Source organism: Streptomyces sp. NPDC005181, from assembly GCF_040608395.1.
Lineage (GTDB): Bacteria > Actinomycetota > Actinomycetes > Streptomycetales > Streptomycetaceae > Streptomyces.
In genome coordinates, this window is record NZ_JBEXID010000026.1 from 1 (window position 1) to 13,999 (window position 13,999).

General features: G+C 69.4%; 11 protein-coding genes and 1 pseudogene. 8 read left to right on the forward strand and 4 right to left on the reverse strand.

Going from position 1 to position 13,999, the window contains the following annotated elements:
* Positions 1-636 precede the first annotated feature (636 nt).
* A complete protein-coding gene (locus ABZV38_RS18525) occupies positions 637-1,059 on the reverse strand; it encodes a secondary thiamine-phosphate synthase enzyme YjbQ (RefSeq protein WP_356328236.1) in 423 nt (140 codons plus the stop codon).
* Positions 1,060-1,151: 92 nt separating this feature from the next.
* Between ABZV38_RS18525 and ABZV38_RS18530 the strand changes: the two genes are divergently transcribed.
* The 6 genes and pseudogenes from ABZV38_RS18530 (at position 1,152) to ABZV38_RS18555 (ending at position 6,578) form a co-directional block, all read left to right on the forward strand.
* Positions 1,152-1,235, forward strand: a complete 84-nt coding sequence (locus ABZV38_RS18530; RefSeq protein ID WP_311307964.1) for a putative leader peptide — start codon at positions 1,152-1,154, stop codon at positions 1,233-1,235.
* Positions 1,236-1,610: 375 nt separating this feature from the next.
* On the forward strand, positions 1,611-2,336 hold the full coding sequence (locus ABZV38_RS18535) for an ABC transporter permease subunit (RefSeq protein WP_356328237.1): 726 nt from the start codon (positions 1,611-1,613) through the stop codon (positions 2,334-2,336).
* A complete protein-coding gene (locus ABZV38_RS18540; protein WP_356328239.1) occupies positions 2,333-3,064 on the forward strand; it encodes an ABC transporter ATP-binding protein in 732 nt (243 codons plus the stop codon). Before ABZV38_RS18535 ends, ABZV38_RS18540 begins: the two co-directional genes overlap by 4 nt.
* An 83-nt stretch (positions 3,065-3,147) precedes the next feature.
* Positions 3,148-4,179 carry an ABC transporter substrate-binding protein gene (locus ABZV38_RS18545; RefSeq protein ID WP_356328241.1) on the forward strand — a complete coding sequence of 344 codons (1,032 nt, stop codon included), beginning with the start codon at positions 3,148-3,150 and terminating at the stop codon, positions 4,177-4,179.
* Positions 4,176-5,383, forward strand: a pseudogene (locus ABZV38_RS18550) (LLM class flavin-dependent oxidoreductase). Before ABZV38_RS18545 ends, ABZV38_RS18550 begins: the two are co-directional and overlap by 4 nt.
* Positions 5,384-5,420: 37 nt before the next feature.
* Positions 5,421-6,578 (forward strand): NAD(P)-binding domain-containing protein, encoded by a 1,158-nt coding sequence (locus ABZV38_RS18555; RefSeq protein ID WP_356328243.1) that lies wholly within the window; start codon positions 5,421-5,423, stop codon positions 6,576-6,578.
* Positions 6,579-6,616: 38 nt separating this feature from the next.
* On the opposite strand, the gene mltG is transcribed toward ABZV38_RS18555, so the two are convergent.
* The 3 genes from mltG to ABZV38_RS18570 form a co-directional block, all read right to left on the reverse strand.
* Entirely contained in the window at positions 6,617-7,462 is an 846-nt protein-coding gene (gene mltG, locus ABZV38_RS18560; RefSeq protein ID WP_356328245.1) for an endolytic transglycosylase MltG, read from the reverse strand.
* A gap of 369 nt (positions 7,463-7,831) precedes the next feature.
* Positions 7,832-8,440, reverse strand: a complete 609-nt coding sequence (locus ABZV38_RS18565) for a hypothetical protein (RefSeq protein WP_356328247.1) — start codon at positions 8,438-8,440, stop codon at positions 7,832-7,834.
* A gap of 66 nt (positions 8,441-8,506) precedes the next feature.
* Entirely contained in the window at positions 8,507-10,312 is a 1,806-nt protein-coding gene (locus ABZV38_RS18570; protein ID WP_356328248.1) for an ABC transporter ATP-binding protein, read from the reverse strand.
* Positions 10,313-10,427: 115 nt separating this feature from the next.
* On the opposite strand from ABZV38_RS18570, the gene ABZV38_RS18575 reads away from it, so the two are divergent.
* Together ABZV38_RS18575 and ABZV38_RS18580 are read left to right on the forward strand one after the other, a co-directional pair.
* On the forward strand, positions 10,428-10,871 hold the full coding sequence (locus ABZV38_RS18575) for a MarR family transcriptional regulator (RefSeq protein ID WP_356328250.1): 444 nt from the start codon (positions 10,428-10,430) through the stop codon (positions 10,869-10,871).
* 130 nt (positions 10,872-11,001) lie between these two features.
* Positions 11,002-13,926, forward strand: a complete 2,925-nt coding sequence (locus tag ABZV38_RS18580; RefSeq protein ID WP_356328251.1) for an FAD-binding and (Fe-S)-binding domain-containing protein — start codon at positions 11,002-11,004, stop codon at positions 13,924-13,926.
* Positions 13,927-13,999: the final 73 nt, after the last annotated feature.

The window sequence follows — 13,999 nt, forward strand, 5'->3', positions numbered from 1 at the left end:
GACGACCCGGGCGATCCGCGACGAGCCCCAACGAGCACTCCCCATCCTGGGCATCACCAACGATCCGGACACCTACGGAACTTGATCAAGCCCTGGGTGTGCGGGGAAGTCAATGTAGGCCGATTCCGGCTTGCTCCAGAACCCGGTGGCGAACACGAGACCCCAGGCAACGTGGGTGGAGACGCCCGCGGGGTGACCACCGGGTAGAGAAGTGCCGTACGCGACTCCGGCGTGTGCGTCGGAAGGGCAGAGCCTCAAAGCAAGCGTCATCTGAGCGTCAAGAAACTTCGAAGGAGGTCTGAAACCGAAGCGGATGCAAGCGTTGCCGCGATGAAACCGCAGGTCAATCGCCCTCAGGGTCAGTCGGTCCGCTCGACCCGTTACACGGAGTAAAACCGGTCGAGCGACCCACCCGAGCCACAAACCCGCAGGTCAGGCACCCTTCTCGGCGGGCTCCAAAATCGCCACGCACTCCACGTGCGAGGTCATCGGGAACAGGTGGACGACGCGGAAGGGAGCTTCCCCTGCGCACGAGGTGGAGCGAAGCTCAGTAACCTGCGGACCGACGGGCAACCGTGCGCACCACTCAGTTGGCGCGGCCGGACTTCCCCTCTACAGTGCCACCGAAGCGACTCGCTAGCCGAAGAAGCTCAACCGGACGTTACGGTTGGTGTTGCTCCTGTTTGTATCGACGAGGCACACCGACTGCCACGTACCCAGTTCCAGCCGTCCGCCGATCACCGGCAATGTGGCGTGCGGTGCGATGAGGGCCGGCAGTACGTGGTCGCGGCCGTGGCCAGGGCTGCCGTGGCGGTGTTGATAGCGGTCGTCCGCGGGGAGCAGTGCGTGGAGGGAGGCGAGTAGGTCGTCGTCACTGCCTGCGCCGGTTTCCAGAATGGCGATTCCGGCGGTTGCGTGGGGCACGAAAATGTTGAGCAGGCCGTCCCGGCCGACGGCGGCGCGGGTGAGGAACTGTGCGCAGTCGTCCGTCAGATCGGTGACCGTCTCGGTACCACCGGTCGTGATGTGAAGAACGCTGGTGCTGAAGGCATCGGGCATGCCCCCATCTTCTCGCTCGTGGCACGAGATGGCGCGTCCACGTGCCGAGACAGCATTGACCGGTTCCGGGGTGCGTCGCTACGTTCGGCGACATGTTCCGTTCAGCTCTGCTCACTTCGCGCGGTCACATCGACCTGCTGCGGGTGGCTTCTGCCGCGTGTTGTCGCGGCTGCTGACGTTCCTTCAGCACGAATTCCGCAGGTGAACAAGGGGTCTTTCGGCCCGCACCTGGCTCGCGGACCGCTCTGTTGCCGTAGGCGCCTCGTCGTACGCCACCCTGCCCTTCCCCTGTCGTAGCCCGCCGTGCCGTAACGGGTCCGCCGTCGGGGTGGCGGGCTGTCGAGCCGTGCCCATTCCCCGTCCGTGGACTGCTCGTGGAGCCTTCATGACCCTTGGCCATGCTCTCGCCCCGCCGGATATATCAGAGAAAAGCGATACACCCGATTCCTGTCGGACGGTCCAGCTCGAGCCCGTCGTGCCGACATCCGCCCGCGGCTCGCGGCTCGCGGCTGCGGTCCGTACCCCGCCCGCTGCGACGCGCCGTCGGCCCGGTGCTGCTTCTCGTGCTGTGGCAGGTGCTCAGTGCGACCGGTGTCCTGCATCCCGATGTGCTCGCGTCGCCCGGAACCATCGCCCGGGCCGGATCGGATCTGATCGCCGACGGGACGCTGCCCTCGGCGATGGCGATCTCGCTCCAGCGGGTTGCCGTGGGCCTGGTTCTCGGTGGTGTCGTCGGGACCGCGCTGGCGCTGGTGTCCGGGCTGTCCCGGCTCGGTGAGGATCTGGTGGACGCGACCGTGCAGATGCTGCGGACCGTCCCCTGGGTGGGGCTGATCCCGCTGTTCATCATCTGGCTGGGGATCGGTGAGGCCCCGAAGGTGGCGCTGATCGCGCTCGGCGTGGCCTTTCATCTGTATCTCAATGTGTACGCCGGTATCCGCGGCGTCGACGAGCAACTCATAGAAGCGGGGCAGTCGTTGGGGCTCGGGCGTTGGGGGCTCATCCGGCACGTTGTGCTGCCGGGTGCGCTGCCCGGGGCCATGACGGGGCTGCGCTATTCGCTCGCCACCGCCTGGCTGGCGCTGGTCTTCGGTGAGTCCGTCAACGCCGACGCCGGGATCGGCTTCCTGATGAACCAGGCCCGGGAGTTCTTCCGTACCGACGTCATCGTCGTCTGCCTCGTCGTCTACGCCTTCCTCGGTCTCACCGCCGATGTCATCGTCCGGGTACTCGAAAGGCTGCTGCTGCAATGGCGACCGACCTTCACGGGCCAGTGAGCGCCCGGTTTTCCGACACCGCCGTGCAGGTGGAGGGGCTGACCCGCTCCTTCGACGGACGGGCCGTCGTCAACGGGCTCGATCTCACCCTGCGCGCCGGGGAGTTCACCGCGCTCCTGGGGCGCAGCGGCTGCGGGAAGTCGACTCTGCTGCGGGTGCTGGCCGGACTCGACCGCGACATCACGGGCACGGTGCTGGTGCCCAGGCGGCGGGCTGTTGCCTTCCAGGCTCCTCGGCTGATGCCGTGGGCGGGTCTGGCGCAATGTGCTGCTCGGGTTGCCGGGCAAGCCCGAACGGGCGGTGGCCGAGCAGGCGTTGGAGGAGGTCGGGCTCGCGCGCGGTCCGGGGCGTGGCCCAAGACGCTCTCCGGTGGTGAGGCGCAGCGGGCTTCGCTGGCGCGGGCCCTGGTACGCGAACCCGATCTGCTGCTGCTCGACGAGCCGTTCGGCGCGCTCGACGCGCTGACCCGGATCAAGGCCCAGCAGCTGGTCGCCGAGCTCTGGCAGCGGCGCGGCTGCGCGGTACTGCTCGTCACGCATGACGTGGACGAGGCGATGCTGCTCGCCGACCGTGCGCTGGTGATGCGGGACGGCGCCATCGCGTACGAGACACCCGTTGATCTGGACCGGCCGCGCACCGTGGCCGGTCCGGGGTTCGCCGCGCTGCGCTCCCGGCTGCTGACCGAGCTGGGTGTCGCGGAGGACACCGCTCCGGCCAGGGCCGCCTGACAGCCGACCGGCCGGCCCTGACCAGTTACTCAGCTACCAGCACACATTCCCCATGCGTTCGATCTTGAGGAAAGAGGCATGTCATGAGACGACGCCGCACCCTGCCCGCTCTGCTTCTGCCGCTCGCCCTGCTGCTCACCGCCTGCGGTGGTGCCTCGTCCGCGTCCACCGCGGACAGCATCGACGGAAAGGGCGGCGTCACGCTCGACGTCGGTGACCAGAAGGGGGGTTACGAGGCCATCCTGCGGGCCTCGGGAGAGCTCGACGATCTCGACTACCGCATCAAGTGGTCGACCTTCACCTCCGGACCGCCGCTTCTGGAGGCGGTGAACGCCGAGGCCGTGGACATCGGCGGTGTCGGCAACACACCGCCGGTCTTCGCCGCGGGTTCCGATTCGAAGATCGTGGTGGTGGGCGCCTCCCACGGCTCGTCGGCGGGAGAGGCGATCGTGGTCCCGAAGGACTCCCCGTTGAAGTCGCCCGCGCAGCTCAAGGGCAAGTCCATTGCGGTGGCGCAGGGCAGCTCCGCCCACTTCCAGCTGATCGCCTCGCTGAAGGCGGCAGGGCTCGGCGTCTCCGACGTCCGGCTGAAGTACCTTCAGCCGGCCGATGCACTGGCTGCGTTCAGCCGGGGCAAGGTCGATGCCTGGGCGATCTGGGATCCGTACACCTCGCAGGTCCTGCGCAGTGCGCAGGCGCGGGTACTGACCACGGGTGAGGGGATCGTCAACGGCCTCAGCTTCCAGGTCGCCTCTCCCGCGGCCCTGAAGGACACCGCGAAGTCCAAGGCGATCGGTGATCTGCTGGTCCGTCTGCAGCGGGCGCAGAGCTGGGTGTTCAAGCACCCGGAGGCGTCGGCGAAGGTCTGGGCGAAGGAGACCGGACTGCCGTATGCCGTGGCCCTGGGCGCCGTGAAACGCAGCCATGGGACGCGGGTGCCCGTTGCCGTCGACCCGGCGGCGATTGCGTCCGAGCAGGTGATTGCCGACACCTTCGCCGATCTGAAGCTCATTCCGCGCCGGTTCGCCTTCAAGGACTACGTCGACACCCGGTTCAACCGCGATCTGCCCGCGTCCTCGGCAGCCCCCCGCTCGTACGGAAAGGCTTCGTCATGAATGTTCATCTGCACTGGTTCCTGCCCACGGGCGGTGACGGCCGCACGCTCGTCGACCGGCACGCGTACACCGACGGCGGGATCAAGCGGGACCGGATCACTCCGGTGAGCGGGGTCCGGGCGCCCGAGATCGAGTATCTGGCGCAGATCGCCAAGGCGGCCGAGCAGCTGGGCTTCGAGGCGGTGCTGACGCCGACCGGCACCTGGTGCGAGGACGCCTGGCTGACGACGGTGGCGCTGGCGCAGCACACCGAGCGGCTGAAGTTCCTGGTGGCATTCCGGCCGGGGGTGATCTCGCCGGTGCTGGCGGCGCAGATGGCCGCGACGTATCAGCGGATCACCCGGGGCCGGCTGCTGCTCAATGTGGTGACGGGCTGCGACTCGACCGAGCAGCGGCGGTTCGGCGACCATCTGGACCACGACCGGCGTTATGCGCGGACCGCGGAGTTCCTTTCGGTGGTACGGGGTGTGTGGAGCGGCCGGCCGTACGACTTCGACGGTGCGCACTATCAGGTGGAGGGCGGGCTGACGGCGCTGCCTCCGGACCCGCTGCCGGAGATCTTCTTCGGCGGCTCGTCGGCGGCGGCCGGGCCGGTGGCCGCAGCGCACGCCGATGTCTATCTGACCTGGGGCGAGCCGCCGGCGGCCGTGAAGCAGAAGATCGACTGGATCCGCGGGCTCGCGGCGGAGCAGGGTCGCCATGTCCGGTTCGGAATCCGGCTGCACACCATCTCACGCGATTCGGCGAAGGAGGCCTGGGCGACGGCGGACCGGCTGCTCGGCGATCTCCACCCGGAGACGATCGCCACCGCGCAGCAGGCGCTGGGGCGGAGCGAGTCGCTGGGACAGCAGCGGATGCTGGCGCTGCACGGCGGCTCGCGCGACAAGCTGGAGATATCGCCCAACCTGTGGGCGGGTGTCGGCCTGGTGCGGGGCGGTGCGGGCACCGTGCTGGTCGGCAGTCATGCGGAGGTCGCGGACCGGATCGAGGAGTATCACGCGCTGAGTGTGGAGCACTTCGTGCTCTCCGATACCCGCATCTGGAGGAGGCGTACTGGTTCGGTGAGGGCGTCACGCCGGAGCTGGCGGCGCGCGGACTGCTGTCCACCGTTCCGGCTTCGCCTCTGCTCGGGGTGCCTGCCGCGAACGGGCGCCCGGCTTCCGCGCCGGGCGGGACTCCGCTGCTGATCGCCGGGGGCCGCTGACCGGGAACATCCCGGACCCCCGCGCAGTTGTAGAAGCGTGAACAACTCAGGGGTCGGCGAAGCACGCGACGTGGACGTGGTCGTGATCGGCGCCGGACAGGCAGGTCTGTCCGGCGCCTATCATCTGCGGCGCGTCGGCCTGGAGCCGGACCGCGACTTCGTCGTGCTCGACCACGCATCCCGTCCGGGCGGCGCGTGGCAGTTCCGGTGGCCGTCACTGACATACGGCAAGGTCCACGGGATGCACGCGCTGCCCGGGATGGAACTGACCGGCGCCGATGACAGCCGGGCGTCGTCCGAGGTGATCGGCGAGTACTTCGACACCTACGAGCGCACCTTCGGCCTTCGGGTTCACCGGCCGGTCGAGGTGAGCGCCGTGCGTGAGGGCGATGGCGGGCGGCTGTCGGTCGAGACCTCCGAGGGCATGTACGCCACCCGCGCCCTGATCAATGCCACGGGCACCTGGGACCGGCCGTTCTGGCCGCGCTACCCGGGCCAGGAGACCTTCCGGGGCCGCCAGCTGCACACCGCGAACTATCCGGGCCCTCAGGAGTTCGCCGGGCAGCGGGTGATCGTGGTCGGCGGCGGGGCCTCCGGCACGCAGCATCTGATGGAAATCGCCGAGGTGGCGGCAGAGACCTTCTGGGTGACGCGCCGGCCGCCGGTCTTCCGGGAAGGGCCGTTCGGCGAGGAACTGGGGCGGGCCGCCGTGGCCATGGTGGAGGAGCGCGTACGGCGGGGGCTGCCGCCCCTGAGCGTGGTGAGCGTGACCGGACTGCCGCTGACCGACGCCATCCGGCAGGCCCGCGCGGAGGGGGTGCTCGACCGGCTGCCGATGTTCGACCGGATCACTCCGACCGGGGTCGCCTGGGACGACGGCCGGACGGTGGACGCCGATGTCATCCTCTGGGCGACCGGATTCCGGGCCGCCATCGACCATCTCGCGCCGTTGAGGTTGCGCGAGCCCGGCGGCGGTATCCGGGTCGAGGGCACGCAGGCCGTACGGGACGCGCGCATCCATCTCGTCGGGTACGGGCCCTCCGCAAGTACCATCGGGGCCAACCGGGCGGGGCGGACGGCGGTGCGGGCGATCACGCGCCTGCTCAAGTCCCCCGAGGACAGGACCACTGCAGACAGGGCAGGTGGAGACAGGACCGTAGAACGTGGAGGCGGGCCCACCGCCGCGCTGGTGTGACACCGGCCTGCGTGACACCGCGCGCATGTCCGTCGCCTTCAACTGCCGCTCGCGCTACGCCGGATACGGTTGAACTCCTGGACGTTCCGCTGCTGCTCGGCATAGCTGTCGGTGAACCGGGTGTCCCCGGGTGCAACCGTCACGAAGTACAGCCAGGGGCCCGGCATCGGCGCGATCGCCGCTTCCATCGCCTGCTCCCCCGGGTTGCCGATGGGGGTGGGCGGCAGGCCCTTGCGCTCGTAGCTGTTGTACGGGCTGTCGATCCTGGTGTCGCCGGTAGTGGTGTCCAGAGTGCTGCGGTTCAGCGCGTAGTTGAGCGTGGAGTCCATCTGGAGCGGCATGCCCTTGGCCAGCCGGTTGTAGATGACACGGGACACCTTGCCCATGTCGGCCGTGGTGTCCGCCTCGGCCTGCACGACGCTGGCGATCGTCACGGTCTGATGGACGGATACGTGGTTGCGCCTGGCCCCTGCGGCGATGTGGTCCGCGCCGAACCGTTGCCGCGCCGTGTCCACCATGTACGTCAGCAGGCTCGTCGGGGTGGCGCCGGCGGCGAGGGGGTACGTCGCCGGGAACAGGTAGCCCTCGGGGTTGCCCTTCGCCTCGGGCGGCAGCGCGAGGTCCGCCGTACCGGCGGCCTTCTCGGTGGTGCCGGGCGGCACGTCGAGGGACTTGTCCACGGCCGCGTACACCTGGGAGGCCCGCCGGCCCTCGGGGATGACCAGGGTGCGTGGCGGCCGGCCGACCTTGGCCTCCCTGGTCAGCAGCGGTACGAGGACGGCTGCCGCGATACCGAGGACGACGCCCGTGAGCAACGCCAGACGCCCGCGCCGGGTCGGCCGGATCCTGTGGCGGGGCCGGGTGTCCGGGGACTCGTTCACCATGCGGGCACGGTATCCCCGTGTCGCCCCGGCCCGTGTCGCCCTGGCCCGGGCGACACGGGCCCCGTACCGGACGAACAGAACACAGGAACAGGGGATCGGGTGTTCGCTTGAACGCGTGATCGTATGGCTATTCGTTGCTCAACTCCTCTACGCCATCGGATGATTACAGGGCGCAGCCGACGGGCTGCAGACCGCAACTGCGCAGTCCCACATATGCACCATGTACGAGGAGAAACACCGAATGAACCTCATCACCAACCTGCTCGCCGGCATCGTCCACTTCGTGGGTTGGCTCGTCTGACCATTGCTCCACCCGGCCGCCGCCGCTCCCCGTCCCACGGGAGCGGCGGCGCCGTCGCGTGTGCGGTCTCAGCCTCGGCTCCCCGGCCCGGTGAACTCGGGCAGGGCGGCGAACTCGGGTACCACGGTGACCGCCCCCGCGAGCGCGCCAAGGGTGCGGCGGACTCGGGTGAGGGGGTGGTCGGGAAACTCGGCATCCCACCGCTCGTGATCCGCCGCGTGGAACGGCAGCCCGCCCTGGACGTCAGGAGCGTAGGGGTGGGACCGGAAGTACTGTTCCGGCCCCACCTTCGCCAGCACCACCGCTTCCCGCATCCCTGTCATACCGTGCTCGGCCGCCTGGACCTTCACCACCGTGCTGCACCCGGCGCGCGGCACCGTGAAGCTTCCGATGAACGCCTGTCCGTGCTGCTGTCCCGGCAGAGGCAGCTTGAGTATCTGACGCAGTGCGGGCAGCTCCCCCAGGCGCTTCACCGACGCTTCGATCAGGCCGCCGCCCGCCTGTGCCGTGTAGCGGGTCAGCGACTCCCGCAGCGTCGGGCCGTCGTCGAGCCCGGCCGGCAGGTCCGGCGGCAGTCCGAAAAAATGCACCGACAGCACGTCGCCCTCGTCGTTCGCCCATATGTCGTGGTCCACGGGCCGGTATCCGGGGAGTTCCACCCCGAGCAGAGCTCTCATGGACGGCGATCATGCCGCACGGAGAACCGGCCCCGCCCCCCTCGCGCCCCCTTCTCAGCCTCCCGATCAGCTTGCCACGGGGTCGAGTTGGGTGTCCCGGCGGACAAGGGCGGCATAGCGGCCGTCCTGCTGGAGCAACTCCTCATGGGTGCCGCGCTCGGCGGTCCGGCCGCCGTCCAGGACGACGATCTGGTCCGCGTCGCGAACGGTGGAGAGGCGGTGCGCGATCGTGATCGTGGTGCGTCCGGCGGACAGTGCGTCGATCGCTTCCTGCACGGCGAACTCGGTGCGGGTATCGAGGGCGCTGGTCGCCTCGTCGAGGATGAGGACGGGCGGGTCCCGCAGAATCGTGCGGGCGATGGCCAGACGCTGTTTCTCACCGCCCGAGAAGCGGTAGCCGCGCTCGCCGACAAGGGTGTCGTAGCCGTCGGGCAGCGAGGCGATGTGGTCATGGATCTGCGCCGCGCGGGCGGCTGCCTCGATCTCGGTGTCGGTGGCGTCAGGTTTGGCGAAGCGCAGGTTCTCGGCAACCGAGGCGTGGAACAGGTACGTCTCCTGGGAGACCACGCCGACGGCCCGGGCGAGCGTGTCGAAGTCCAGATCGCGCACATCGACGCCGTCGAGCGTGACCCGGCCGCCGGTGACGTCGTACAGCCGTGGCACCAGGTAGCTGAGCGTGGACTTGCCGGAGCCGGTGGGTCCGACGACGGCGAGGCTGCCGCCGGCCGGCACGGTGACATCGACACCAGTGAGGGTCGGGCCGCTCATCTCGTCGTAGCTGAAGTCGACGTCCTCGAAGCGGACCTCGCCGCGGATCTTCTCCAGCCGGACGGGATTCCCGGGCTCGGTGATGTCCACCCTGAGGTCGAGGTACTCGAAGATCCGCTGGAAGAGCGCGAGGGATGTCTGCATCTGCACTCCGGTGGAGAGCAGGCTCACGGCGGGCCGGAAGAGGCCCTGCTGGAGCGAGACAAAGGCGACGAGTGTGCCGATGGAGACCGCGGGTCCGCCGGACTGCAGGGTGAGGCCCGCGGCCCAGTAGATGACAGCGGGCATGGCGGCCATGACGATCCCGATCGTCGACATCCGCCACCGGCCGGCCATGCTGGAGCGCACTTCGAGGTCGACCAGGCGCTCGGACTCCTCGGCGAAGCCCTTGGTGAGGGAGTCCGCCCGGCCCATGGTCCGGCCGAGCAGGATGCCGCTGACGGAGAGGGACTCGGTGACCGTCGCCGCCATGGCAGCCATCTGCTTCTGGCGCTGGGTGGTGATCTTCTTTCGCTCCCGGCCGACGCGGCGACTGATCCAGACGAAGACCGGCAGCAGTGCGAGCGAGACCAGGGTGAGCCGCCAGTCGAGCGCCAGCATCGCGACGACGGTGGCGATGACCGCCGTGAGGTTGGAGACCAGCGAGGTGGCGGTGGAGGTGACGGTCGCCTGCATCCCGCCGATGTCGTTGGCGATCCGGGACTGCACCTCGCCCGTGCGGGTCCTGGTGAAGAAGGCGAGGGGCATCCGCTGCAGCTGGGCGTAGACCGCCGTGCGCAGGTCGTGCATGACGCGCTGGCCGACCGTGGTCGAGATCAGCGTCTGCAGGACGCCGAAGACGCTGTTCATCACAGCGGTGAGGATCATGCCGAGGGCGAGCAGCGACAGCAGTCCCGTACGCCCCTGGGGGATGGCGGTGTCGAGGATTTCGCGCAGCAGGAACGGCGAAGCCACCGAGACCAGTGACGAGGCGCCGACAAGCAGTCCGACCAGCGTGAGCCGGCCGCGGTACGGGTGGAAGAGGCGGAAGATCCGGCGCAGCTCGGCGGGCGGCTGCGTGCCGTCCCTGGGCGGGGGCGTCCACGTGGGTTCGTCGGGTTTCATGGGCTCCTTCGGCAGGCGTGACAGAGAGACGGCCGCGGGCAGCAGTCAAACTTTTGAGAGCATAGCTCATTGTTACCTATACTCACAATGAGCGGTCTCCTGATATTGTTCCCGTATGGACTCCCCCGACTCCGACGGCCTGCTGGCCGAGCAGTTGCTGCGGCTGACCCGCCGACTGCACCGCATCCAGAGCCGCCAGCTGGAGCCGATAGGCATCACCCCGGCCCAGTTCCGGCTGTTGCGCACGGTCGCCCACTACGACGGACCGCCCCGGATGGCGGATCTCGCGCAGCGCCTGGATGTCGTCCCGCGCGCCGTGACGAGCCTGGTCGACGCACTGGAGGCGAGCGGCCGGGTGCGCCGCGCCCCTGATCCGGACAGCCGCCGGGTGGTCCGGATCGAGCTCACTGACGAGGGCCGTGTCACGCTCCGGTCGCTGCGCGACGCGCGCCGGGCGGCCGCGGAGGAGATCCTGGCTCCACTGACCGCCGATCAGCGCGACGTACTGGGCGGGCTGCTCTCCGCTCTGGTCGCCGGAATGCCGGAGCGCCGCTGTTAGCCGTACCGGTAGCTGCGGACCTACCGTTGTCTGCGAACCGTCCCGATCGTCGCACCGGTCATGAACGGTGCGGATCCTCGCTGGTAGAAAGGTGGGCGTACCGCACCGATCCGCCGAGGGGACCATCGTCATGCCGCTGCTGGAGCCGAAGCCGGAAGTCCTTCGTCCTGGTGCGGCGCGTTCCGCATCCCCCGACCGGGTCCTCGACGGCCGGGCGGCGGGCACGCCCGAACCGCTTCGCGGCGAGCTGACCGCCCTGCTGGGGCCGGAGAAGGTGCTGTCGAAGGTCTCGGACCTGGTGAAGTACGCCTCCGATGCCAGCCCCTACCGGTTCGTCCCGCAGGTCGTCGTGGTCCCCGAGGACATCGACGACATCTCGGCGATCCTGTCGTACGCGCACGGCAAGGGCCGCGAAGTCGTCTTCCGAGCCGCCGGCACCAGTCTGAACGGCCAGGCGCAGGGCGAGGACATCCTCGTCGACGTCCGCCACCACTGGACAGGCATCGAGGTTCTGCACGACGGCGCGCAGGCCCGTATCCGTCCCGGGACCACGGTCATGCGCGCCAATGCCACCCTCGCCCGGTACGGCAGGCTGCTGGGCCCCGACCCGGCCAGCGCCATCGCCTGCACGATCGGCGGGGTCGTCGCCAACAACGCCTCCGGAATGACTGCGGGCACCACCCGTAATTCGTACCGCACCGTCTCCTCACTCACCTTCGTGCTGCCGAGCGGCACGGTTGTCGACACGGCCGATCCGGCGGCGGACGAACTGCTGGCGCATGCCGAGCCGCGGCTGTGCGAGGGACTGCTGGCCCTCAAGGCGGAGATCGAGGCGGATGCGGAGCTCATCGCCCGGATCCGCGCCAAGTACGAGATCAAGAACACCAACGGGTACCGGCTCGACGCCTTCCTGGACGGCTCGACGCCCGTACAGATCCTGCGCGGGCTGATGGTCGGCTCGGAAGGCACCTTCGGGTTCATCTCCGAGGTCGTCTTCGACACCCTGCCGCTGGACCGGAAGGTCTCCAGCGCGCTGCTTTTCTTCCCCTCGCTGACCGCCGCGGCGGCTGCCGTGCCCCGCTTCAACGAGGCGGGGGCGATCGCCGTCGAGCTGATGGACGGCAATACGCTGCGCGCTTCGGTGAGCGTCCAGGGCGTGCCTGCGGACTGGGCCGAGCTGCCCAAGGAGACCGCGGCCCTGCTGGTGGAGTTCCGGGCTCCGGACGAACCGGGGCAGGAGGCGTACGAGCGGGCGGCCGCCGCGGCCGTCAAGGGGCTGGATCTTGTCGCTCCGGTCGCCTCGGTGACCAATGAGTTCACCCGTGAGGCCAAGGTCATCTCCGGTTACTGGAAGGCCCGCAAAGCCTTCGTCACCGCGGTCGGCGGCTCCCGCCCGTCGGGTACGACGCTGATCACGGAGGACTTCGCGGTCCCGCCGTCGTTGCTCGCCGACGCCTGCGAAGCCCTCCTCCGGCTTCAGGCGGAGCACGGCTTCGACGCCGCCGTCGCGGGCCACGCCGCACACGGCAATCTGCACTTCCTGCTCGCCTTCGACGCGGCGAAGCCGTCCGACGTCGACCGGTACGCCGCGTTCATGGACGACTTCTGCCGGCTGACCGTGGAACGCTTCGACGGCTCACTCAAGGCGGAGCACGCCACCGGCCGCAACATCGCTCCGTTCCTGGAACTGGAGTGGGGCCCCAAGGCGACCGAGCTGATGTGGCGCACGAAGCAGGTCATCGACCCCGACGGGGTGCTGGCACCCCGGATCGTCCTGGACCGCGACCCGAAGGCTCATCTGCGCGGGCTGAAGACCATCCCCAAGGTCGAGCTGATCGCCGACCCGTGCATCGAGTGCGGCTTCTGCGAACCGACCTGTCCCAGCGAGGACCTGACCACCACCCCGCGCCAGCGGATCGTGCTGCGACGGGAGATGATGCGGCAGCCGAACGGCTCGCCGGTGGAGACCGGACTGCTCGACGCGTACGGCTACGACGCCGTCGACACCTGTGCGGGCGACTCCACCTGCAAGCTCGCCTGCCCGGTCGGCATCGACACCGGCGCCATGATGAAGGACTTCCGCCACCAGCGGCACTCGCCGCGCGAGGAGCGGATCGCGGCGCTCACGGCGAAGAACTTCAAGGCGGTGGAGGTCTCGGCGCGACTGGCGGTCGCCGCGGCGGAAAGGATCGGCGACGGGCTGCTGGAGACCGTCACCGGGCTCGCCCGCAAGGCCGTACGCCCCGATCTGGTGCCCGAGTGGCTCCCGGAGATCCCCGGCGCCGCCGCTCGCAGACTGCCCCGCACCTCGCGGGTCGGAGCGAGCGCCGTCTACTACCCGGCCTGCGTGAACCGGATCTTCGCCGGCCCCGGAGGCCATCGCGGCCATTCGCTGCCGCAGGCCGTCGTCGCCGTCTCGGCCCGCGCCGGAAAGCCGGTGTGGATCCCGGAGGATGTCGCGGGAACCTGCTGCGCGACGATCTGGCACTCCAAGGGGTACGACGAGGGCAATGCGGTGATGGCCAACCGCATCGTCGAAGCCGCCTGGGGCTGGACGGCGGGCGGCAGGCTTCCGCTGGTCGTCGACGCCTCGTCGTGCACGCTGGGTATCGCCCATGAGGTGGTGCCGTATCTCACCGGGGACAACCGGGAGTTGCACCGGGAGCTGACCGTCGTCGACTCTCTCGTCTGGGCGGCCGACGAGCTGCTGCCGGAGCTGACGATCCTGCGGAAGACCGGTTCGGCGGTCCTGCACCCGACGTGTTCGATGCAGCATCTGGGTGACGTGGAGCAGTTGCGTACGGTCGCCGAGGCGTGTGCGGAGGAGGTCGTCGTCCCGGACGACGCCGGGTGCTGCGCGTTCGCGGGCGACCGCGGGATGCTGCACAAGGAGCTGACGGCGTCGGCGACGGCCAAGGAGGCCGCCGAGGTGAACTCGCGCGAGTACGACGCGTATCTCTCCGCCAACCGGATGTGCGAGATCGGCATGGACCGGGCCACAGGGCGCGAGTACTACTCGGTCCTGATGGAGCTGGAGCGGGCGACGCGGCCCTGACGCCTCCCCGGAACGACCGCATCCCTTCCCACGCCCGCAGCGATCCGCTCCCCCTCGCAGGAGTGGGCGCGAC